Annotated in this window: 18 protein-coding genes; 13 read left to right on the plus strand and 5 right to left on the minus strand. The window is 65.0% G+C overall.

Going from position 1 to position 23,614, the window contains the following annotated elements; translation table 11 throughout:
* Positions 1-7: 7 nt before the first annotated feature.
* Genes ABC729_RS15540 through ABC729_RS15550 form a run of 3 tightly spaced genes read left to right on the plus strand, consistent with a single transcriptional unit; the run spans position 8 to position 4,311 of the window.
* Entirely contained in the window at positions 8-2,374 is a 2,367-nt protein-coding gene (locus tag ABC729_RS15540) for a glycosyl hydrolase family 28-related protein (protein WP_495608448.1), read from the plus strand.
* Complete coding sequence (terL, locus tag ABC729_RS15545; protein WP_495608449.1) at positions 2,374-3,855, plus strand: phage terminase large subunit; 1,482 nt, start codon at positions 2,374-2,376, stop codon at positions 3,853-3,855. The genes ABC729_RS15540 and terL overlap by 1 nt, the downstream gene beginning before the upstream one ends.
* Positions 3,856-3,873: 18 nt before the next feature.
* Entirely contained in the window at positions 3,874-4,311 is a 438-nt protein-coding gene (locus tag ABC729_RS15550; RefSeq protein ID WP_495608450.1) for a cell wall hydrolase, read from the plus strand.
* Between the two features lie 230 nt (positions 4,312-4,541).
* On the opposite strand, the gene ABC729_RS15555 is transcribed toward ABC729_RS15550, so the two are convergent.
* The gene (locus ABC729_RS15555) at positions 4,542-4,763 is read right to left on the minus strand and encodes a hypothetical protein (protein ID WP_495608451.1); all 222 of its coding nucleotides are present in this window, start codon (positions 4,761-4,763) and stop codon (positions 4,542-4,544) included.
* Between the two features lie 256 nt (positions 4,764-5,019).
* On the opposite strand from ABC729_RS15555, the gene ABC729_RS15560 reads away from it, so the two are divergent.
* Genes ABC729_RS15560 through ABC729_RS15570 form a run of 3 tightly spaced genes read left to right on the plus strand, consistent with a single transcriptional unit; the run spans position 5,020 to position 7,643 of the window.
* The gene (locus ABC729_RS15560; protein ID WP_495608452.1) at positions 5,020-5,376 is read left to right on the plus strand and encodes a DUF952 domain-containing protein; all 357 of its coding nucleotides are present in this window, start codon (positions 5,020-5,022) and stop codon (positions 5,374-5,376) included.
* On the plus strand, positions 5,376-6,437 hold the full coding sequence (locus ABC729_RS15565; RefSeq protein WP_495608692.1) for a quinone-dependent dihydroorotate dehydrogenase: 1,062 nt from the start codon (positions 5,376-5,378) through the stop codon (positions 6,435-6,437). Before ABC729_RS15560 ends, ABC729_RS15565 begins: the two co-directional genes overlap by 1 nt.
* A 21-nt stretch (positions 6,438-6,458) precedes the next feature.
* Complete coding sequence (locus ABC729_RS15570; RefSeq protein WP_495608453.1) at positions 6,459-7,643, plus strand: EAL domain-containing protein; 1,185 nt, start codon at positions 6,459-6,461, stop codon at positions 7,641-7,643.
* Positions 7,644-7,779: 136 nt separating this feature from the next.
* Here ABC729_RS15570 and ABC729_RS15575 read toward each other — a convergent pair whose 3' ends face one another.
* From ABC729_RS15575 to ABC729_RS15590, 4 genes are read right to left on the minus strand one after another with little or no spacing between them, the layout of a single operon-like run.
* On the minus strand, positions 7,780-9,864 hold the full coding sequence (locus ABC729_RS15575) for a hypothetical protein (protein WP_495608454.1): 2,085 nt from the start codon (positions 9,862-9,864) through the stop codon (positions 7,780-7,782).
* Complete coding sequence (locus ABC729_RS15580; protein ID WP_495608455.1) at positions 9,861-12,599, minus strand: DUF4159 domain-containing protein; 2,739 nt, start codon at positions 12,597-12,599, stop codon at positions 9,861-9,863. Before ABC729_RS15580 ends, ABC729_RS15575 begins: the two co-directional genes overlap by 4 nt.
* Positions 12,600-12,602: 3 nt before the next feature.
* Positions 12,603-13,499 carry a DUF58 domain-containing protein gene (locus ABC729_RS15585; protein ID WP_495608456.1) on the minus strand — a complete coding sequence of 299 codons (897 nt, stop codon included), beginning with the start codon at positions 13,497-13,499 and terminating at the stop codon, positions 12,603-12,605.
* Positions 13,500-13,504: 5 nt separating this feature from the next.
* Entirely contained in the window at positions 13,505-14,524 is a 1,020-nt protein-coding gene (locus ABC729_RS15590) for an AAA family ATPase (RefSeq protein ID WP_495608457.1), read from the minus strand.
* 131 nt (positions 14,525-14,655) lie between these two features.
* On the opposite strand from ABC729_RS15590, the gene ABC729_RS15595 reads away from it, so the two are divergent.
* From ABC729_RS15595 to ABC729_RS15625, 7 genes are all read left to right on the plus strand, one after another.
* Positions 14,656-15,249 (plus strand): DUF1285 domain-containing protein, encoded by a 594-nt coding sequence (locus tag ABC729_RS15595; RefSeq protein WP_495608458.1) that lies wholly within the window; start codon positions 14,656-14,658, stop codon positions 15,247-15,249.
* A gap of 80 nt (positions 15,250-15,329) precedes the next feature.
* Complete coding sequence (locus ABC729_RS15600; protein WP_495608693.1) at positions 15,330-15,902, plus strand: CoA pyrophosphatase; 573 nt, start codon at positions 15,330-15,332, stop codon at positions 15,900-15,902.
* 57 nt (positions 15,903-15,959) lie between these two features.
* The gene (locus ABC729_RS15605; RefSeq protein ID WP_495608459.1) at positions 15,960-18,254 is read left to right on the plus strand and encodes an ATP-binding protein; all 2,295 of its coding nucleotides are present in this window, start codon (positions 15,960-15,962) and stop codon (positions 18,252-18,254) included.
* Between the two features lie 178 nt (positions 18,255-18,432).
* On the plus strand, positions 18,433-19,089 hold the full coding sequence (locus ABC729_RS15610) for an OmpW/AlkL family protein (protein WP_495608460.1): 657 nt from the start codon (positions 18,433-18,435) through the stop codon (positions 19,087-19,089).
* Between the two features lie 156 nt (positions 19,090-19,245).
* Positions 19,246-20,368 (plus strand): peptide chain release factor 2 gene (gene prfB, locus ABC729_RS15615; protein WP_495608461.1). Its coding sequence is split into 2 segments (ribosomal slippage): positions 19,246-19,314 and positions 19,316-20,368, totalling 1,122 coding nucleotides; the frame shifts between segments, so codons are not numbered across the junction.
* Positions 20,369-20,558: 190 nt separating this feature from the next.
* On the plus strand, positions 20,559-22,175 hold the full coding sequence (locus ABC729_RS15620) for a PAS domain-containing sensor histidine kinase (protein ID WP_495608462.1): 1,617 nt from the start codon (positions 20,559-20,561) through the stop codon (positions 22,173-22,175).
* Positions 22,176-23,094: 919 nt separating this feature from the next.
* Positions 23,095-23,604: a helix-turn-helix domain-containing protein gene (locus ABC729_RS15625; RefSeq protein WP_495608463.1), complete on the plus strand. Its 510-nt coding sequence runs from the start codon at positions 23,095-23,097 to the stop codon at positions 23,602-23,604.
* Positions 23,605-23,614: the final 10 nt, after the last annotated feature.

Consider the following 23,614-nt stretch of genomic DNA (forward strand, 5'->3'; position numbering starts at 1 on the left):
GGTCCCCATGCCTACCGCCCCGATCCCGGCGGCCAGCCCTGTCGCGCAATTTGTCGCCGACGGGGTGGTCAGCCGTTTTGCCTTCACCTTCCCGATTTACGCCCCTTCCGACCTGTCGCTGCATCTGGATGCCGCCCCCTGGACCAGCGGATACACGCTGGAAGGGCTGGGGGACCCGGCGGGCGGGGCGGTGCAGATGGATGCACCCCCGACCACCGGCACCATTGTCACCATCGAACGCCGCGTGGCGCTGGACCGGCAGGCGGATTTCCTGGAAAGCGGGCCGCTGGCCGCCAGAAGCCTGAATGAGCAGCTGAACCGCCTCACATCCATGGTGCAGCAACTGGCCGCCGATCAGGCAAGGATGCTGCGCGCGGCCCCCACCGATCTGCCGGCGGCATCGCTGCTGCCCGACCGTTCCGTGCGGGCCGGGGCGGCGCTGGGCTTTGACGCTTCGGGCAATCCCATGGCGCTGCCGCTGGAAAGCCTGCCGACCGCCGGCACGGTGGCGGCGCACGGGGCCGGGGCCATCACCCGAGCCGTGGCGGACAAGCTGCGCGATGTCGTGACGGCCAGGGATTTCGGCGCCATCGGCGACGGGGTAACGGATGATACCGCCGCCATCCTGGCAGCACTGGCGGCCCATCGCTCCGTCTTCCTGCCCGCCGGCACCTACCGCACCAGCGCGCCCATCGTGTTGGGCTATGGACACACGCTGTATGGGGAGGGGGAGGGGAGTGTCATCCAGGCCCGCGCCGCCGCCTATGATCCCGTCAATCTGCCGACATATCCCAGCGGTTTCAACGCCGTGGAGATGGTGGACGGCTACGCCACCCTGCGCGACCTGCGCATCGTGGGTGGGGCCACGGGCGTGAAGCTTTATGGCCGCGATGGGCCGTGTGTGAAGAATATCGTGGAGAATCTGTCCATCTGGGACAGTATCAACGGCATCGTCCTGGACGGCTATCATGATACCAACCGGCCCTGTTACTGGAACCATGTGGCCCGCGTCCTCGTGGCGCGGCCCCAGGCGCATGGGGTGCTGTTGGCCGTCGAAGGCGATGGCGACACACCCAACGCCAACAAGTTTCAGGATGTGCGCGTCTATTCCCTGTCCGCCCCCATCAGCGGCTGCGGCTTCTTCATCTCTGCCGGGCGCTTCAACAACAGTTTCAGCGATTGCGAGGCCAACCTGCATCCGGGCGGTCAGGCCTGTCTGCGGCTGGGTGCTGCCACCGACCAGAACCTGATCGTGAATTTCTATGCCGAAAGCCTGGGCGCCCTGCCCGGCATCCGCATCGATAACGGGTCGCAGAATACCAGCATCGTTAACCTGTTCAGCGCCACGGGCGGGCAGCCGATCTGGGACACCTCCTCCAACCGCGCCTATACCGCCGTGAATGCCGGCTACCCGCTGCGCAACCTGTTGAAGGAAACCCATGTCACCGACCTGCGGGTCGAAGGTTTCAGCGTCGATACCAACTATGTGGAGCCGGCCAGCGGCGGGCTGGTCGATGCCGACCTTTCCTCCACCACGCATCTGGTCTCGGCCTTTGGTGGGGCCGTGGAATTCCGCCTGCCCAAGGCGGATACCGCCAATGGCCGCATCCTGACCATCAAGAAGACCGACAGTTCCGCCAACCCGGTTACCGTCACCGAACTGGGTGGGGCGGGACCGGATGGTCGCCCGGTGATCCTGTCCAGCCGGTATGACCATCTCAGTGTCGTGTCCAACGGGGCGGGATGGTGGGTGACGGCGCGCACCGGACAGCCGGGGAATGCCGAATTCCGCGACAGCGCCGGCCTGTTCGAACCCGATCTGATGAAGGATCTCTATCTGGTCAGCGGTGGGGCCGGTGCGGTGGAGGTGCGCCTGCCCAGCCCGTCGGCGACGCAGGCAGTGGGCCGCCGCATCACCATCAAGAAATCCGACACCTCGGACGGCATGGTCAGCGTCACGGCGGCCACCGGCACTGGCCCCGATGGACGGGTGTGGAAACTGTCCAAACAGTTTGAACAGGTGACGGTGTTTTCCAACGGTGCCGCCTGGTGGGTGACATCGGCCAGCCGCATGCCGGCGACGGTGCATTTCCATGAGGCCGCCGGCCTGTTCCAGCCCGACCTGGGGGCCGAACATTACCTCGTCTCCGCCTATGCCGGTGTGGTGGAGGTGCGGTTGCCGGCCCCGGCGGCTTCCAACAGCGGCACGCGCCTGACGGTGAAGAAGACCGACCCCTCGGCCAACATCGTCAATATCACCAGCGGCGATGGCAGCGGCGGCCCCGATGGCGGGCCGAAGACCCTGGCGGCGCAGTTCGACGGCATGACCCTGCTGTCCAACGGGGCGGCCTGGCACATTCTCGGGCGAACGTGATGGGGACCGCCGAGGAGGAGAGGGAGGGCTTCATCGCCTTCCTGGACCGCTGGAACAGCGAACAGGGCATGACCACCCCTGCCCTGCATGCCGATATGGCCGGTTGGCTGGAAAGCCGCTGGCGGGCGGGGTCGAAGGAATTGCTGTTGCTGGCCTTCCGCGACAGCGGCAAATCCACCCTGATCGGCCTGTTCTGTGCCTGGCTTCTGTATCTGGATGCCAACCGCCGCGTCATGGTGCTGGCCGCCGATACGCATCTGGCCAAGAAGATGGTGCGCACGGTCAAGCGCATCGTGGAACGCCACCCGCTGTGCCAGGGCATGAAACCCGCCAAGCCCGAACTGTGGGGGGCGGAGGAATTCGCGATCTCCCGCGACCGGGTGGGGCGCGACCCGTCCATGGTGGCCAAGGGCATCACCGCCAATGTCACCGGCAGCCATGCCGACATCGTGGTCTGTGATGATGTGGAGGTACCCAACACCTGCGATACGGCGGAAAAGCGCCTGGATCTGCGCCAAAGGCTGGGGGAGATCGCCTATGTCCTGTCGCCGGGCGGCACCCAGCTCTATATCGGCACGCCGCATTCCTTTCAGTCGATCTATAGCCGCAAGCCCGGCGTGGAGGAGGGGGAGGAGCCCCCTTTCCTGGATGGCTATGAACGGCTGGAACGGCCGATCTTCACAGATGCGGGCGAAAGCGCCTGGCCCGAACGCTTCCCCGCGGAGGCCATTGAGCGCATCCGCCGGCGCAGCAGCGTCAATAAATTTGCCAGCCAGATGCTGCTGAAGCCGGTCTCGCTGGAGGATGGGCGGTTGGATGCGGACAAACTGATCCCCTATGACTGGGAACTGAAACCGCCACAGACGGCGCGGCCCAGCTTTCTTCTGGGTCCCCACCGCCTGCGATCCCTGCGCGTCTGGTGGGACCCGGCCCTGGGCCTGCGCGACAAGAAGCGGCGCAAGGCGGGCGATGGCTCCGTCGCGGTCCTGCTGGGCGAAGACGGGGACGGGCGGTTCTTTATCCATCGCGCCCTTTACCTGACCGTCCCCTCCGGGTCGGAGGAAGCGGCGGGGGCCGCGCAGTGCCGGGAACTGGTGGCCATGGTGGCGGAAACCGGCGTAGGTCTGATCCATCTGGAAGTGAACGGCGTCGGTGCCTTTCTGCCCGAAACCCTGCGCCGCAGCCTGTCGGAACAGGGACTGGGCAAGGTGGTGGTGCGGGAGGAACGGTCCGTGCGGGCCAAGCTTGACCGCATCCTGGGCAGCATTGACGGGCCGCTGCATGCCAACCTGCTCTACGCCCATGACAGCGTCATTGCCGGCCCCCTGGGCCGGGAGATGCGGGAATGGCGACCGCGCGGTCGATCCCACGATGATGGCCTGGACGCCCTGGCCGGGGCCATCGCCGCCTGTGCGCGCCAACGGCCCGATCACACCCGCCGGGCAGGCCCGATCCAGGCCCAGACGGATTTCGATCTTTAACCACCAAAGCAGGAGAGGATGATGACACGACCCTTGCTGGTCCCGGTCCCTGACCGGGCGCAGACTGGCCCCGATGCAGCCCTTGACGCTCTGGCCCGCGCCATCTGGGCCCATGGCCGCGACCGGGGTGTTCGGGCCATGGAGGCGCTGGCCGCCACCGCGCTCAATCGCCGCTACCGCACGCCGGGCCGAACCCTAGCTGATATCGTGCGCGATCCGGCCCTGTTTGCCGCCTGGGACAGGGATGATCCGCGCCATGCGGCGATGCTGGCCGTGGACAGCCGGGACCCGTCCTTCGCCGCTGCCCTGCGTGTGGCCCGACGGGCGATGGCCGGGGCCGATGGTATTGTCGGTGGGGCTGATCATTTCGTGGATGATGCAAGCCCGCTGCCCGATTGGGCATCCACATTGACACCTACCGTTACCCTGGCCGGGTTCAGCTTCTACCGGGCCTGAAGGGGAAGTACCGTCTGTTCAAGCCGTAGGTCAGGTCGAACCAGAGGTTCGCCCTGACAGATACGGATCGACGGCCTTTCCCGTCAGGGCGGGGCATACCGCCCCGACCTGACCTACGATGGAAAAAGAAATGCCGTCCCTTCACGGAGAAGAAGGGACGGCATCAGTTTTCCTCTGGGAACAAAAAGAGATGAAGCGATGCAAAAGACAAGAACAGGAAGACCGTACAATCAGTCGGCGGCGCGCAGCATGGCCGTATAGACAGCCATCACCGTTTCGATACTGATATGCCCGGCACGGGCGCCAGCGGTCAGCATCTCCTGCGTCGGCTTGACGGGTACAGCGGTCAGGCCGCGAATTCCCATCTGTTCCACTTCATTCAAAGCAAAACGCATCCGCTCGCTGAGCAAGCTTTCATTGACGTCCTGAAACATACGGGCCGCGTCCTTCATGGCGGTTACTCCTGACCCTGATGGGGTGAACCGTTGGTCGCAACACCGGTTCGCCCTGTGGATGTTCAAATATTGGCGCAGCTTCCGGGCCTGTACCACTGTTCAGACGTATAGTTTCGGGCATTCATCCAATACATAACCTTTCGCGCGATCTCTCGCGCCGATGGCAATCCTGACACGGGCCATGGCCGTGCTGGCAGTTGCTCTGCTTTCGGATTAGGGTGGCGTCCATCCTTTTGTCTTTTGAACGAAAACCATGGCATCCCCCATCTTCCATATGTGCCGCGCCGATGAATGGCAGACGGCCCAGGCCCTTGGCCGTTATGACGGATCGTCCCAGGACAAGGCCGATGGCTTCATCCATTTCTCCACGGGCGCGCAATTGCCGGAAAGTGCCGCGAAGCACCGGACCGGCCAGACGGGCCTGCTGCTGCTGACCGTCGATCCCGATGCCTGTGGTGAGGCGTTGAAGTGGGAGGCGTCGCGCGGAGGACAGTTGTTCCCCCATCTCTATGGCCCGCTGCTGCCAGGGGCCGTCATCCGCGTTGATCCGTTGCCGCTGGGTGATGATGGTCTGCATGTCATGCCGGCGCATGTGGCCGGGGGGGTATGATGGTCGATCTCTATCCCCTGGCCCGCCCCTTCCTGATGGCCATGGATGCCGAACAGGCCCACAATCTGACCATCGCGGCCCTGAAAACGGGGCTGGTGCCCGGTGGTTCGCGGCGCGACCCGGACAGCCTTGCCACCCGCGTCTTCGGCCTGGATTTTTCCAACCCCATTGGTCTTGCCGCCGGCTTCGACAAGAATGCCGAGGTGCCGGACGCCATGCTGAAGCTGGGCTTCGGCTTTGTCGAATGTGGCACCGTCACCCCACGCCCGCAGGATGGCAATCCCAAGCCGCGCCTGTTCCGCGTGCCGACCGCTCAGGCGGTGATCAACCGCTTCGGCTTCAACAATCAGGGCCTTGACGCCTATGCCGCGCGCTTGCAGGCCCGTGCCGGACGGCCCGGTATCGTGGGCGCCAATGTCGGCAAGAACAAGGATACGGTGGACGCGGCCAGCGACTATACCACCTGCATCCGCCGTGTGGCGCATCTGGCCAAATATCTGGTCGTCAACGTCTCCTCCCCCAACACGCCGGGCCTGCGCACCCTGCAATCGCGTGACGCGCTGGCCGACCTTCTGGGGCAGTGTCTGGCGGCCCGCGCCGAGACGGGGGTGAAACCGCCCCTGTTGCTGAAGGTTGCGCCCGACCTGACGGATGAGGATAAGGCCGACATCGCCGCCGTCGTCTTGGACAGCGGTATCGACGGCCTGATCGTCTCCAACACCACCCTGGCCCGCCCCGCCGCCATTCCGCCGGCGTTGGCCGCGGAGGCGGGGGGCCTGTCGGGCCGGCCGCTGCTGGAACCGTCCACCAAGGTGCTGGGTGAGTTTTATCAGCTGCTGGGCGGTAAACTGCCCCTGGTCGGAGTGGGCGGCGTCTCGTCGGGGACCGATGCCTATGCCAAGATCAGGGCGGGCGCCAGCCTGGTGCAGCTTTATTCCGCCATGGCCTATCAGGGGCCGGGTCTGGTGGGCCGGATCAAAGCGGAACTGGCGCAACGGCTGGCCGACGACGGCTATGCCCACGTTGCCGACGCGGTTGGGGCGGCGCATCGCAAGGGATAAACCCGGGGGAGAGGATCACCCATGAACTGGTTCCGCCATCTGGTGTTTGCCGCCGTCTATATCGCCCTGGCCCTGGTCGTGGCGCTGACCCTGCCCTTGTCGGTCGGGGGGATGGATGGGCATACGGCCCTGCTGTTCGGCATTGCCATCCTGATCTTTGGCGGCCTGCTGCATGAATTCTGGGCGCGCCAGGAGGAACGCGGCCGCCTGGAAACCCGCCTCTGGCAGCTGGAGGCGGAGATGGAGGAAATGCGTCTGGAACTGGACGCACAGCGCGGCCATTCCGGTGCCCTGCCTGCGGACCCGCCGGAGGTGGCGGCCGTCCTGTCGGAGGCGCGGGTTCTGGAACGGCTGGCCGACCGTCTGCCGGCAACCGGCCCGCGCCCGCCCGCTGGCCCTGATGCCGGCCCCCTGTTCGCGCCACAGCCGATCCCCGCCGATCCCGGTGCCATCCTGGACCATGTCCGCGCCGCGCTGCGCACCGATCAGGTCGATATCTTCCTGCAGCCCGTGGTCAGCCTGCCGCAGCGCAAGCACCGCTATTATGAGCTGTTTTCCCGCATCCGGGCCGGCATGGATGGGGATGGCAAGCCGCGCTACATGCTGCCCGAACAATATCTGGGCGTGGCGGCAGAGGCGGGCTTGATCGCCACCATCGATAATCTGCTGCTGTTCCGCTGTATCCAGCTGCTGCGCGAGACGGAGAAGCGGCATCAGAATGTCGGCTTCTTCTGCAACATCTCCGCCGCCACCCTGAACGACGCCGCCTTCATGCGGGAATTCGTCACCTATATGGGGCAAAGCCCCAATCTGGCGACCAAGCTGGTCTTCGAACTGTCGCAGGATGATTTGATGCAGGGCGGGCTGTTCGCCACCGGCTTCCTGGATGGGTTGCGGCGGCTGGGCTTTCACTTTTCGATGGATCAGGTGGTCAGCCTGGATCTGGATTGGAACGAGCTGGCGCGCCACGAAATCCGCTTCGTAAAGCTGGATGCCGCCCGCCTGCTCGACCCTGACAGCCGCTTCGCCGATCCGCGCGCCGTGCGCGAACTGCGTCAGCAGCTGGACCGCAACAATATCGACCTGATCGTGGAAAAGGTAGAGACGGAGGCCCAGCTCCTGGAACTGCTCGACCTCTATATCGATTTCGGCCAGGGCTACCTGTTCGGCGAACCAAGGCTGGCCAAGAAACAATCATCGAATTGATGTTTCACTTGGTTGCGTGGGCGGGCGTCTGACATCCTCTGACCGCCTTGATCAGGGCAAATGAAACACCCATTGAAAAACTGTTTCACATGGTTGCACGGAGCGCGATATCAGAGCCGGTGGTTCGGCCCTGACGCTACCCCCGGCCCTCCCGCCGCCAGGCCAGCACCAGCATGCCAAGCGCCAGCAGCAGCACGGGTAGGGCTGGCAGCAGCGGCGTCTGGGTGACGCCCGTCACGACATGGTCGCCATTGCCGCGCAGACCCAGCCAGCCGGAACCGGTGGCGTCGCGGCCGGGGCTGACGCGGCGGATGATGGGCACCGACGACCCATCCCCCTCCAGCCAATAGGACCCGCCGCCCGTGGCCTTCAGCGCCGGTTGCAAGTGGTCGGGGCTGGAGCGAACATCGGTCAGTTCCGGCGGGTTGACCGCCCCAACCACCGCCACCGCCGACTTTTCCCCATCCGTCACGCGCCAGATGCCCGGTTCAGACGCGATCAGGGTGCCCACGGCCTGTCCGGTGCCACTGTCCCGCATCTCCACCTGTGTGGCGGTATCGGCGGGGGAGGTAACGGTGACGGGGCGTGTGTCGGGCTCCAGTGATCGGCGGGTGATGGTGATGCGGCTGCCATCGACGGCGGTGCGCAGGTCGTTTTCCTCCAGCTCTGGCTCCTTCATCAGCCAGTGGGCCAGACGACGCAGCAGTTCGGCCTGCGGTCCCCCGCCTTCATAGCCGCGTGACCAGAGCCAGAAATGATCGGACGACAGCTGCGCCACCCGCCCCTGGCCCACCCGGTCCAGGATCAGCAGTGGCCGCCCCTCGGCCCCCGACATGACGGTCGCCCCCTTGTCGGCGGTCACGTCGATCTGCCGCATCCAGCGGCCCCAGGGGCCCACGCCATCGGCGGCATCGGTCAGGCCCGCCGTCACGGGATGGCGCTTGCCCATCTCCGTCACGGTCGGCTTGAACGGTTCCTCCAGCACGCGGCCGGTGGGTTCGGCGGGCAGGATGGTACCGATGGGGGAACGGTAGAGCGACATGGGCGTGGCAAAGGTCGGGCCACTGGCCTCCAGAAACGCGCCACCCTTTTCCACATATTCAGCGATATTGGCCAGATACATGTTGTTGATGACACCGCGTTTTTTATAGCGGTCGAAGATGATCAGATCGAATTCCGACAGTTTCATCTCAAACAACTCGCGGATCGGGAAGGCGATCAGCGACAATTCGCGGATGGGCGTGCCATCATTCTTTTCCGGTGGCCGCAGAATGGTGAAATGCACCAGATCGACGGCGGGATCAGCCTTCAGAAGGTTGCGCCAGGTGCGCTCCCCCGCATGCGGCTCACCCGACACCAGCAGCACACGCAGCCGGTCGCGCACACCATTGACCACAATCGCGGCGCGGTTATTGGCCAGGGTCAGCTCGCGTCGCCCGGCCTCGGCCGTCAGTTCCACGATGTTCAGGCCGCCATGGCTCAGCGGCAGGGTGATCGGCACTTCCTGACCCACGGGCACGGCCATGCCCATTGGGTCCTGTCCGTCCTGGCGCAGGGTGACCGAGGCCACCTCCCCGGCAGCGGCGGCGGGCAGGTCATCAATGCGGATGGTGAAGGTGATGTCCTTGCCGACAATGCCGAAACTGGGGGCCTGCACAATGGTCAGGCGGCGGTCGCCCTCGTCCCTGTCGCCTGTCAGCAGGGCATGGACAGGCCCGAAATCGGCCAGCGACGGCAGGGTGGCAGCCACATCATGCACCTGCCCGTCGGTGATCAGGATGGCACCCGCCAGCCGTCCGCGCGGCACGTCCGACACGGCGCGCGTCATGGCCTCCATCAGGCGGGTTTCCTCCACCTCCGCATCGCCGCTGGTTCCACCGCCGGCGCGCACCACCCGTACCTCCAGATCGGCGAAGCGGGACAGTTTCTCCTGGATCGCGGCGGCGGCCTTTTCAGTGCGGGCCGTGCGGTCGCCGACCTTCTGGCTGGGTGACTGGTCGATGACGACAACCGCCACATCCTTGATCGGCTCCCGCTTCTCCGTCACCAGCGATGGATTGGACAGGGCCAGGATCAGGACCAGCAGCCCGCTCAACCGCCACCAGCCGCCGCGCGCCCTCCGGTACAGGCCGTAACCGGCGATCAGCGCCGCCAGCAGGGCCAGCGGAATCAACGCGACCCATGGGATCATCGGGGCAAAGGCGATGTCCTGCCCGATCATTGGCCCAGCCTTTCAAGGATGGCCGGCACATGCACCTGATCAGCCTTATAATTACCAGTCAGGGCATACATAACCATATTGATACCGACACGATACGCCACTTCCCTCTGCCGTTCCGGACCCGGAATAACAGGGTAAAGGGGACGCCCGCGTTCATCCATGGCCCAAGCAGCGGCCCAGTCGTTCGACCCGATCAGGACCGACGACACGCCGTCATTGCTGGCATTGTCTTCCCGCGCCTCGGCCCAAAGTTCCCCGCCAGCATAACGACCGGGGAAGTCGCCCAGCAGGTAGAAGGCCTTGGTCAAGACATGTTCAGGCCCGACCGGGGCCAGCGGCGGGATGTCCAGGCCCCGCAGTAGGGCCTCCAGCCCCGCCCCGCCCGGCCCGTCGCCGGCGGCGCTTTGCGTGCGGGTATCGATCAGGACCATGCCGCCCTGGCGCATATAGGCGTTCAAGCGGTTGCGCGCCGCCTCCGACAGGCTGGTCTGCCCCTCGGTAACGGGCCAGTAGATCAGGGGGAAAAAGGATAGTTCGTCATTGTCCAGATCGACGGGCATGGCACCCGCCACCTCCACCGCCGTGCGGTCGGCCAGGACACGGCCTAGTCCTTCCAGTCCGGCCCTGCTGACGCCATCCACGGCCCCGTCGCCGGTGCGGACATAGGCCAGCCAGTTCTGGGCCGTCGCCTCGATGGCGCGGGCATCGTCGGCCCGTGCCTCACCCAGGACCAAGCTGCCGGCCAGCAACAGGGCCAGACCAGCGGCGGCACCCCGGCCCAGGCCCGGCAGGCGCGGCAGCAGCCCGCGCAGCGACAGCGCGATCAGCAGATCGATCAGGCCCAGGATCAGTGCCATGGTCAGCAAGGTCGGCTTCAATTCGGTTTCACCGCCAGCAGCGTACAACCCCTTGGGCACACCCGCCAGCAGTGCATCGGGCGTGGTCATGGCCGGGATCGCGGGGGACAGGTTCAGCGCGCGCGGCGATTCGGCGGGACCGTAATAGCCCGGCGGATGGCGCGGGCCGACCGGCCCACCCAGGTCGCTGGCGGCCAGCGGGAAGGTGGTTCCCGCCGGATCGGCCAGCCGCCCGAACCCGTCCAGAATGGCGCGCGGGGCCAGCATGCCTGTCGCCTCCCCGCCTTCAACCCCGGCGGAAAGCGCCACAACCCGGCGCAGCATGTCGACATAAAGGCCCGACAGGGCCAAGTTGGACCAGTCCGGCCCGGCACTGGTATGGACCAGGACCAGGGCACCGCGTCCCCGCCGCTCGGCGGTGACCAGCGGCGTACCATCGGCCAGCCGGGCCCAGGTGCGGGGGGCCAGATCGATGCCCGGCTCGGCCAGGACCTGTCGCTTCACCGTCACATCGGCGGGCACGGTCAGGCCGTGGAAGGGACTGTCCTCGGCAAAGGGCGAGAGGCCGGCGGGATTGTCCCAGGACAGGGCACCGCCCAGCGCCCGGCCCCCGGCACGCAGCGGCACCGGGATCAAAGCGTCGGCATTCTGCGCCAGACGCGGGCCGGCAAAGCGCAACAGGACGCCCCCGCCCTCGATCCAGCTTTGCAGCCGCGCCATCTCCGCGTCGGTCAGCGATCCGACATCGGCCAGGATCAGGACCGACAGGGTACGGTCCAGCAACTCCCCGATCTCGCCCTTGCGCAACTCAGCATAGGGGGACAGGGCGCGTTCAAGATAATAGAGATCGGATAGAAGCGGCTGTTCGCCGGCGGCACGGCCAGAGACCAACCCCACCGGGCGGCGGCGCCAGCGCTCATCAGTCAGCAGCACGGCACCGGCTGTGTCCTGCCCTTCAAGGCGCAGGCTGGCCAACTCGTTACGCAGTTCGGTGGGCAGGTCCAGCGGCACCTCCACCCGTCCCTCGCCCGCTGGCAGGATGGCAGTGGCGGCCCCCAGCAGCCGGCCATCAGCCCCCTGTGCCCGCAGCGTGATGGGCAGAGGCAGGCTGGTCTCCGACCGTTCGACCGGCACGCGCAGGTTTGTCCCCTCCAGCACGGGCTGGCGGATCAACAGGGCCGGTCGTTCCTGTCCGTCGCCGCGCACTTCCAGCGCGCCCAGGCGGCGCAGATGGGTGACCAGATCGGTGGCGGCGGGATCGGCGATGCCGGTGGGGCTGGCCGTGACCACCCCGTCGCTCAGCCACACGATATAGGGGGAGCCGTCGGGCTTGAATTCGGTCCGCAGCGTCTGCAAGGCCCCGGCCCGGTCCACGGGCCAGGGGTGCGGTGCCAATGTCTGCGCCACTCGCTTGGCGGCGCTGGCCGGCATGGGACCGGCAAGGCCGGGCGCGTCGCCATTGGGCGAGGGGGCGGTGGGCAGCAGGGTGACGCTGCGCCCCTGGCGGTCGGCCTGATCGATGAGATTGTCCATGGCAGACAGCCGCGCCGGCCAGTCCCGTGCTGCCGCCCAGCCATTGTCCACCACAAGCAATAGCGGCCCGCCACCCGGCAGGGTGGCCGCCGGGTTCAGCAGCGGACGCGACAAGGCCAGGATCACCAGGGCCGCCAGCACGATGCGCAGAATGAGAATCCAGAGCGGCGTGCGATTCGGCGTCTCCTCCCGATGCACCAGATCGGCCAGAAGGCGGATGGCGGGGAAGCTGATGGTGCGCGGGTTTGGCGGCGTGACCTTCAGCAGCCAATAGAGCAGCGGCAAGGCCAACAGTCCCAGCAGCAGCCAGGGGGCGGCAAAGGCGAGGGGGCCCAGGTTCAGCATCGTTTACCCTTCCCCAGACAGGGCTGCCCACAGGGACAGCAGGGCCGTCTGCGGCGGTTTGTCGGTGCGGTGCAGGGTCAGAGTCCAGCCGGCGGTGCGCGCGATGGCGGCCAGCCCGTCACGCTGGGCGGCCAGCCGGTCCAGATAGGCCTCGCGAACGCCATCGACACGCGGCACTAGCAGGGATCCTTCCCCCTCCAGACCCTTGAAGCGTACCCGACCCGCATAGGGCAAGGTCTCCTCACCGGGGTCCAGCACCTGCACCAGATGCCCGCGCACACCGCGCGCAGAGAACGCGGCCACGGCGGCCTCAATCTCCTCCAGCGGGGACAGAAGATCACCGATCAGCACGGCCTGGGCATGGCGAGGAAGCTGGACGGCGATTGGCGGCAGGCCGGCACCTTCATGGAAATAGATATGCCCCGTCAACCAGTCGGCCAAGCGCGGCAGGATGGAGCGGGCGGTCGATGGCGGCACGTCACTGCCGGCCAACTGCACCCGTTCGCCCCCGCGCAGCAGCAGGGCGGACAGGGCCAGTGCCAGCAGGTCGGCGCGGTCGCGCTTGGTGGACAGGTCGCGCCCTGACCGCCAGTTCATCGACGGGCTGTCATCGCGCCAGATCCAGACGGTCTGGGCGGCCTCCCACTCATTCTCACGCACGAAGACATGGGCCGATTTGCCGGTCTGGCGCCAGTCGATGCGGTTATGGGCGTCACCCGGCTGATACCGGCGGAACTGCCAGAAGGTCTCCCCCGTCCCCACCCGGCGGCGGCCATGGGCACCCTGCGCCACGGTCGCCGCGATCCGCTCCGCAGCCACCAGCAGGGCCGGCAGATTGCGGGCCAGATCCTCCGCCCGGTGCTGGGCGCGGATGGAGGCGGGCGGGTGACGCGTATCCATGGCGGTTACGCCATCGGCGCGCAAAGCTGATCGATGATGGCGTCCAGCGTGATGCCATCGGCCCTCGCCGCGAAATTCAGCGCCATGCGGTGGCGCAACACAGGTTTGGCGAGTGCTATGACATCATCCAGCGACGGCGTCAGCCGCCCGTCCAGCAATGCCCGGGCGCGCGCCGCCAGCATCAGGGCCTGGGATGCGCGGGGACCGGGGCCCCAGGCAACATGGCGGCGGACAATGTCCAGCGGGCTGCTGTCTGGCCGGGCATTGCGCACCAGATCCAGGATGCCATCCACGACACTGTCGCCCACCGGCACGCGGCGCACCAGGGCCTGGGCCGCGATCAGATCCTGCGGCGTCAGCACTGCGGTGACCGTGCCGGCATCGGCACCGGTCGTGGCGATCATCATGCGGCGTTCGCTGTCGCGGTCGGGATAATCCACATCCACCTGCAACAGGAACCGGTCCAGCTGCGCCTCGGGCAGCGGATAGGTGCCTTCCTGTTCCAGCGGGTTCTGCGTTGCCAGCACATGGAAGGGCCGGGGCAGGGGGTGGTAATGGCCGGCTACCGACACGCGGCCTTCCTGCATGGCCTGAAGCAGGGCCGACTGCGTGCGCGGGCTGGCGCGGTTGATCTCGTCCGCCATCAGCAACTGCGCGAAGACCGGGCCGGGGATGAAGCGGAAGGCGCGCCGTCCATCGTCGCGTTCCTCCAGCACCTCGGAACCCAGGATATCGGCGGGCATCAGGTCGGGCGTACATTGCACGCGCCGGTCATCCAGGCCCATGACGGTGCCCAGCGTTTCGACCAGCCGCGTCTTGGCCAGACCCGGCACACCGATCAGCAGCAGATGCCCGCCGGCCAGCAAGGTGACCAGCGACAGGTCGATCACTTCCTGCTGGCCAAAGATGACACGACCGATGGCCTGACGCGCGGCGGCCAACTTGTCCCCCAGCGCCTCCACATCCCGCAACAGCGCCTGCGGGTCGCTGTTGCGCCCGGCCTCCGTTGAATTCAGCACCATCATCTTCCCTTCAAACCCGACCAGCACCCGTGCGATGGGTATAACACCCTGGGTACCAGAAGCTTGGCATCACGACTATGTTATCAATGCGGCGAGAAGTCCGCGACTGACAGAGCTGGATGGTCCAATCCACCATGACGGAAAGCAAGCAGAATGGGCATGCCAATGCCGCCCGCCAGGATGGGGCCACCGCCGCCGATGCCGCATTGAAGGCGCTGGGCGGCAGCAGCCCCCGCGCGCCCAGCGCGGAGGATGAGGCCTATCCCATCACCATCCGCGCCGATGGCACCTGGACTTATCACGGGAGCCCCATCGGTCGGCTGCCGCTGGTGAAGCTGTTTTCCACGGTGCTGCGCCGGGATGAGGCAGGCGATTACTGGCTGATCACGCCGGCGGAACGCGGGCGGATCAGTGTCGAGGATGCGCCTTTCGTGGCGGTCGGCCTGACCGTGGACGGAGAGGGACGGGACCAGTCCCTGATCTTTACCACCAATCTGGAGACCAGTGTCACCGCCGGCCCCAACCATCCGATCCGGGTGATGACAGATGCGACCACGGGGGAGCCGCGCCCCTATATCCGCGTCAACGGACCACCGGAGACACCGTTGGAAGCGCGGATAAACCGTGCGATCTTCTATGATCTTGTTGAACGGGCGGAACCCGGTGAGGCTGGTGATATCGGCGTCTGGAGCCAGGGGATGTTTTTCTCCCTGGGCCGGGTGGATTGAGGGTTGGGCAAGCGGTGCTTGAAACGGAAATGATGGCGGCCAGCCCCCTGATGCGGGGCATCCATGATTTGTTCGCGCGGATGGAATCGCCGACGGGGGGACGTGGGGACCTGGACGGCAATCCCGGACTGCCGACCGCTCCGACCCTGCGTGATGCCGCCGTCCTGGTGCCGCTGGTCGACCGGGTGGAGGGGCCGACACTGCTTCTGACCCAACGTACCGCGCATCTGGCGGCCCATGCCGGGCAGATCAGCTTTCCGGGCGGTGGGGTGGAACCCGCCGACACCGATCCCGTCGCCACCGCCCTGCGGGAAACGGAGGAAGAGATCGGCCTGGCACGGACCCATGTGCATGTTCTGGGCCGGCTCGACACCTACATCACCCGGACCGGGTTCCGTGTGGTGCCCATCGTGGGCCGGGTGCGTCCGCCCTTCACCCTGGCCCCCGATCCGAACGAGGTGGATGGGGTGTTCGAGGTGCCGCTGACCTTCATCCTGAACCCGGCCAGCCGGGTGCGGGAAAGCAGGGAGTTCATGGGCACGCAAAGGCATTTCTGGGCCTTCCCCTATGGCGACCGCTACATATGGGGGGCGACGGCGGGCATGCTGGTGAATCTATGCGACGTACTGGCCGGTCTTAACGACGCGACGTGACAATCCCGTGCTTCCATGGTTGAAAAGAGGAAACCAGCAGGCTGGGGATGATCCGTGATGGAAGTGCTGAGCCAGCTTGACCAAGTGACCCTGCTGGTCACCTTCGCGGCCGTTGCCTTGGCGCTTGGTGGTTCGCTCAGTATCTACTGGTGGCGGCAGCGCAGCATTCCTGGTCTGGGTCTTCTGACCGGCGGAGTGATCCTGGGGGCCACCGGCGTGTCTGTGCTGGCCATGCGTGATTATATCCCGCTCTGGCTGTCCATTTTGCTGGGCAATGTCAGCGTCGGCATGGCCCATATCCTGTTGCTGATGGGCATCCGGCGTTTCGCGGGCCGGCCATTGCGCTGGACCGTGCCGGTGGGAACCCTCGCCATCCTGACCGCCGTGCTGCTTTATGATGTCTTCCACCGCGACGACATCATCCTGCGCTCCGTTGCCATTGCCATCTGGCTGATCGCGATCAAGCTGGCCGTGGCCTTTGAAAGCTGGCGCCAGGGGCGGGTCGTGGCCCCGCGCCTCTGGGTGGTGATCACCAGCGTTTTCGGCTTCATGGCCCTGGTGATGCTGGTGCGCATCATCGATATCGTGGTCCGGCAGGATGAACATGGTTTCTTCTCGCCCAATCCCGGCACGGCCTTCAATTTCCTGATGGCCATTGTCGGTCTGGTGACCGGCTGCATGGCGGTCATGGCCCTGACCAATGACTTCCTGCAACGACGACTGGAGGCGGAGGCGGCGGAGAATGCCCGCGTGGCGCGGGAGCGCGATCAGGCGGCGCAGACGGCTGACGCTGCAAACCGGGCCAAATCTATCTTCCTGGCCGCTGTCAGCCATGAAATCCGTACCCCCATCAATGCTGTGATGGGCGGGCTGGAAATCCTGAACGGCCAGAGCCAGCACGACCCGACCTCCCCGCAGGGCAAGGTGCTGGAGGTGATGGACAAGGCCGGGCAGTCCATGCTGGCCCTGCTGGATGATCTTCTGGACATCACGCGTATTGAGGCGGGGCATCTGTCGCTGCTGCCGGCCCCCATGGATCTGCATCAACGCCTGCATGACGCCATCGATCTGATGGCGGCACGCGCGGCGGCGGGCGGCCTGTCGCTGGAGCTGTCCATCGGCGCGGATGTGCCCCGTCATGTCAGTATGGATGCGGCCCGCCTGCGCCAGATCCTGCTGAACCTGATCGGCAATGCCATCAAATTCACCGAACGCGGCGGCATCAAGGTGGTGGCCGTGCGACAGCCCCCCGCCGTGGGGTTGGCCAGTGCCACGCCGGGTGCCGCGCTGGTGCGCATCACGGTGGCCGATACCGGCATCGGCATTCCGGCGGCCAAGTTGCCTCATGTCTTCGACGCCTTCTATCAGGCCGATGGCGGCGACAGCCGGCGGTTCGGCGGGGTCGGGCTGGGGCTGGCCATCTCCAAGCGGCTGGTCGGCATGATGGGGGGCACCATCCAGGTGGAAAGTGCCGTGGGCCATGGCACGGTATTCACGCTGGACCTGCCTATGGCGCTGGCCGCCGCCCCGGCACAGGTCCCCGCCGCCGGTGCCCGCTTGCTGCCCTATTGGACCAGCAGGCCACAGGTGCTGCTGGTGGAGGATGACGCCGTCAATCAGTTCGTGGCGACACAGCTGCTGACCCGGCAGGGTGTGGCAGTGATTACCGCCGAGGATGGGGAGGCGGCGCTGGCCATCCTGGCGACACAGCGGGTGAAGCTGGTGCTGATGGATATCGGCATGCCGGGCATGGATGGCTTTGAGACGACGGCCAAGCTGCGGGACGGTGGCGGCCCCATGGCATCAGTGCCTGTCGTCGCCCTGACAGCCAACGTACTGCCAGAGACGATATCCCGCAGCCGGGCCGTCGGCATGCAGGGCTTCATCGCCAAGCCCATCAAGCTGGAAGAGCTGCTATCCACGCTGGCCCGGATCATCCCGCCCGATGGTATCGGGGCCGCAGGGGTGGCCGGGACGGCGGAACCGGCTCCAGCGGCACCGGTGCATGTCAGAGACAGCGGCCCGCTGGGCGTGTTGCGCGGTCAATTGGGTGGACCGGCGGTCGATGGGCTGCTGCTGCTGGCGGCCCAGAATGTCGCCGACGCCCGCCGCAGCCTGCGCCCCCTGGGAGAGGAGGCGAGCAACGTGGATATCGCCGAGGTCCGGCGTCTGGCCCTGCGCATGGCGGACGGTCTGGACGTTGTCAGTTTTCCCACCGATGCCCAGGCGTTGCGCGACTGTCTGGGTCTGCTGCGCCCCGGCCTGCCGGTCAATACCGCGCTGGCCGCCATGGATGCGATCCTGGCCGATGCACAGGCCCGTCTGCCGCGTATCCGCACTGCCGCCGAATGAACTTCTTCCGCATTCCAGCTATTCATTGATTGAATGCGGGTGGTCAATTTGAATTGATCCAAATCAGGGAAACAAGTGTGCATTGCTTCTATAAGACAAACCTGTAAGCGACGACTGATAACAGCGTCCAGCCGGCGGCGGAAATATTCGCCCGGCACACGATACAGGAGCCTTATCCATGAAGAAATTCGCTGTTCCGGCGCTGGTCGCCGCGTTGACGATGGGTGCCGCCGCTGCCATGCCGGCCCATGCCGAAAAGGCCGCTGGTGACCTGCTGGTCCGTGGCCGTGCCATTTATGTGCAGCCCGATGAAAGCAGCAGCCTGAAGCTGGGCACCACCGCCATCGCCGGTAAGGCCGCCGTTGACAGCTCCACCGTGCCGGAACTGGATTTCAGCTACTTCTTCACCGACAATGTCGCGGCTGAACTGATCCTGGGCACGACGCACCATAATGTGGCGGCCAAGGGTTCGCCGCTGGGTGCTTCGGTGGATCTGGGCGATGTCTGGCTGCTGCCGCCGACTCTGACCTTGCAGTATCATTTCAATCCGAAGGGCAAGATCAGCCCCTATGTCGGTGCTGGCGTAAACTACACGATTTTCTATGGCGATGATCCGGGTGCTGCCCGTGGCATCTCCTACGACAATGCCTTCGGTCTGGCGGCCCAGGCCGGCGTAGATGTCGAACTGAACGACAAATGGTCGCTGAATTTCGACGTGAAGAAGGTGTGGCTGGATACGGATGTGAAGGTCAACGCCGGCTTGGCCAGCCCGGTCAATGCCAAGGTCGATATCGATCCCTGGATCTTCGGCGTCGGCGTCGGCTACCGGTTCTGATCGGGTCGGGCTGCGTCTGTCCCTGAAACCGGGGGCGGCCATGTTGGGAAGGGACTTGGCCTCGGGCACCGTCCGGGGGTACATAAGCCCCTTTCCAACGTGGCCGCCCCCGGACCTATTCGGGGCCGGCCCGCCCTTGAGATCGGGAGCACGCACATGCGCGCCGAAATCCAGGCGGTGACGGAGGCTGTTGAACAGTCTCTGGTCCTGCTGAGGAGGCATCTTTGACTGGGAGAAATCCCTTTTCCGCCTCGACGAACTAACCGCCCTTACCGAAGACCCGAACCTGTGGAATGACAGCGACCGGGCCCAGAAACTCCTGCGCGAGAAGAACCAGCTGGAAGCGTCGCTGAACGGCACGCGGCAGTTGGAACGCGACCTGAAGGACAATCTGGAACTTCTTGAAATGGCGGAGATGGAAGGCGATCAGGATATGATCGCCGAGGCCGAAGCGGCCGTCCTGTCGTTGAAGGACCGTGCCGCCACCATGGAGCTGGAAAGCCTGCTTTCCGGTGAGGCCGACGCCAATGACGCCTATCTGGAAGTGAATGCCGGTGCCGGTGGGACCGAGGCCCAGGATTGGGCGCTGATCCTGTTCCGCATGTATTCGCGCTGGGCCGAACAGCATGGCTACAAGGTTGAGCTGCTGGATGAGACCGACGGCGAAGAGGCCGGGATCAAGTCAGCCACCATCCAGATCAAGGGCCACAATGCCTATGGCTGGCTGAAGTCGGAAACCGGCGTGCATCGCCTGGTCCGTATCAGCCCGTTCGACAGCCAGGCCCGTCGCCATACCTCCTTCTCCTCAGTGTCGGTGACGCCGGTGATCGACGACAAGATCAATGTCGAGATCAATGAGAAAGATGTGAAGGTCGACACGTTCCGCGCATCGGGTGCCGGTGGGCAGCACGTTAACAAGACCGATTCGGCGGTGCGCTTCACCCATATCCCGACCGGGATCGTGGTGTCGTGCCAGCAGGAACGCAGCCAGCACAAGAACCGGGCCAAGGCCTGGGACATGCTGCGCGCCCGTATCTATGAGATGGAACTGCGCAAGCGCGAGGAAGCGGCCAACGCCCTGGAAGCCACCAAGACCGATATCGGCTGGGGCCACCAGATCCGCTCTTACGTGTTGCAGCCCTATCAGATGGTGAAGGACCTGCGGACCAATGTCGAAACATCGGACAGCGCAGGGGTGCTGAACGGCGACCTCGACAAGTTCCTGCAGGCGGCCCTGGCCCAGCGCATTAACGGCCATGGTGATGCACAGGCCGAATGATCTGGCCCCTTCATCAAAAGTAATCTTTTTCGACAAGGCCCGGTAACAATCTGTTGCCGGGCCTTCGTTTTTGCCTCAGAAAGGGGCACCGGGAAGGGGTGCATGGAAAAGCGCCAGCCTTTTCCCATTTTCCGAGAACGGATGCCCCGGCGTCGGTGGGACGCGATCAGGCATCGTATGGGGTTGCCTGATGGTCGCGTTGGATTCGACCGCGCTTGATTTGCCCGCCCTGGGGGCGGCCGGGGCGGATCGTCTGTTCCTCTCTTACTTCACCAGCACCTCGCAGGTGCTGGTGCTGCTGGACGGTGACGGGACCGTGCGGGCGGCCAACCGGGCGGCCCTGCGCGTCGGCGATCTTCCGGCGGAACAGGTGCTGGGCCTGCCCCTGTGGGACACACCCTGGTGGCGCGGTTCCCCGGGTGTGCGTGAGCGGCTGATTTCGGCAGTGCAGGCGGCGGGCCGGGGGGCCACTATCCGGTTTGACGCGGCCACAGGGCCGGAGACCGGAGCGCCCCTGGTTTTCGACCTGTCCGTCACCCCCATTGATCCTGGTGCCGATGGCGCCATCCGCCTGATGGTGGAAGCCCGCGACGTGACGGAAGCGCGGGATATTGAACAGGCCTTGCGCGCCAATGAGCAGCGGTTGCGCGACATGGTCGAAGGATCGGTACAGGGCATCGTGGTCCATTCGGGCAAGCGCATCCTGTTCTGCAACACGGCCTATGCGCAGATGCTGGGTTACCCGTCTGTGCTGGACGTGCTTTCGATGGAGTTGGACCGCATCATCCCGGAACCGGGCCGCGATCAGGCGAATCGAGCCTGGTCCATCCTACTGGCGGGCGGCAAGCTGCCGATCATCCGCTCCACCCCCAATATCTGCCGCGATGGCTCCCTGATTCATGTCGATGTCCTGGCCCGACGCATCGTCTGGGATGGGCAGCATGCCATCCAGGCCACGGTCGTGGATGTGACGGCCCAGGCCAAGGCAGCAGCGGCGGAGGCGGCGCGGCTGGCGGCGGAGGAAGCGTCGCGGACCAAGTCCGCCTTTATCGCGACCATGAGCCATGAACTACGCACGCCCCTGAATGCCATCCTGGGCTTTGCCGGCATGATCGCCAGCGGTGACCGGGACGGTGTGCCGCCTGACCCGCGTCATGCGGAATATGCCGGTGACATCATGGTCGCGGCCAATCACCTGCTGGCTGTGATCAACGACATGCTGCATCTGTCGAAGATTGAGGCGGGGCGCCTGACCCTTGAGCCCTGCTGGATTCCGCTGGAAGGTGAGTTGCGGCAGATTCAGCGTATTGCCCGCGGCCTGTCGCGCGATAAGAACCTCTCCATCGAGGTGGATTTGCCGCCGGGTGAGCCGCTGTTGCTACTGGCGGATGAACGGGCCTTGCGGCAATTGCTGCTGAACATTGTCGGCAATGCCGTGAAATTCACCCCGCATGGTGGCGATATCCGCCTTATCGCGGAGTTGGATCGACATGACGGGCGGCTGGTACTGGCTGTCGCTGATACCGGCGTGGGCATTCCCGAAGGCGATCTGGAACGGATATGGCGACCGTTCGAACAAGTCGGACGCGTGCAGGATCACCAGAACGGCACCGGCCTTGGTCTGTCCATCGCGCGGGCGCTGGCGGAACTTCACGGTGCCGTTGTGTCGGTGGACAGCAAGCTGGGCCACGGCACGGTCTTCCGTTTCCACTTTCCGGGGAGCCATGTGGCGCGCGGTTCCGCCCCTCGTCCGTCCCCGTCCAATGACGCGTTGGACGAATCAGTGGTGGCGCGCGTCGGTCGCTAAACGACCGTGCCGCCCCATCATTCACGGCGCCACCGGCCTGCCATCCGCTCTCTGAGAGCGACCGCATGCGGCACTCAATCAGGCCCCCTACCGATGATAAGGGTGTCTTGGGGTTGGGTGCGAATAAATGATCCGGCATCTCGCCGCTTGCACGCATGTAGAACGTACCTATGTGAAAGAATAGGTATGCGCACCCGCGAAATCGCGTCCTGGTAACGGAAACATAAGAGTTTTCCTCTACCTCTACTGTGCCTGACGATGTTGTCAGCAGAGACGTCGCCTTCCTCCGTTTATCCCACCCATGGCTGGTTTGGCGCATTTACAGATAACGGAAGGTTGCCTATGGCATTGCAATTAAAGCGAGAGAGTTAAGTGTGTCTTGTCGCTTCTAGTCATATGCCTGGCTTTGAAATGTTAAGCGCAAGCACAACCGACTTTGACAAATGGGTGCAAAGTCAGTCACCATCAACTGCTTTCCTGTGATGGAGACGTTGCCCGGCAATCGCGTCGCATAGTTCGCAGTTTCACAACAGAAAACAGGAAAACGCTGGTCGTCTGCACCGGGAGTGTATTGCCGCCCCTTCTGTCATTCACGTATCGTATCACCAATGGGCAATGACTGAATTGGCGAAAATACGGTTTTCTTACTTAGTTTTCTGGTGCTTTCTTTCGTCCCGAAAAGGGTTTGCCTCTTGAAAACGAGTTTACGCATCGAAAAACGGGAATTCAACGACAATCCGTTGCTCTTAAGCGTGTTTCCCGCCGCGCTGATGAGTGGAGTGTTGGAAATCCGGAATGCATATACCAGCATGCGCGAAGCCCATGGCCATCAGCATGGAATTTCACGTGCGCACCTTTCGGTTGCTGAACCAATATCTGTCAACGATCGCCTTGTCAGGCGCAGGGCCGGGGAGCGGTTATGACCAACAGTATCGCCGCGCGGCTGCGTCTGCTGCGCCACCGTCTTGGCTTTGCCCGCCGGTCGGATATGGCGGCCCATCTTGGCCTGCCCAGTTCTACCTACAGCGCCTATGAGGGCGAGAATGGTCCGCCCAAGGTGGAATGGTTGCTGGAACTGGCACATCGTGGCGTAAATCTGAACTGGCTGCTGACTGGTGACGGGGAAATGCTGCTGGTTTCCCCTGACACCGTAACGGCGAACGCTGCCATGATCCCCCTGCCAACTACCGGCGGTCCCGCCGCGCCTTCGCCCCATCCTAAGCCGGAACCAGAGGCCACGGTGGATGCATATCTGCTGGCAGCGATGATCAGCCGCGTAGAGCGGGAGGAGCGGGATCGTGGTCGCCCCCTGACCGCCCTGGAAAAGGGGGAGATGATTGCCCGCCTTTACGCTGCCTCGGCCCGCCTGACCGAGAGCGAACTGGCCGGACACCCCTTGTCGCGCGCGGCAGAAGGGCCGGAAAAGTAGGCACCGTCCT

The sequence above is a fragment of the Niveispirillum sp. CC-CTL257 genome (genome assembly GCF_059489915.1).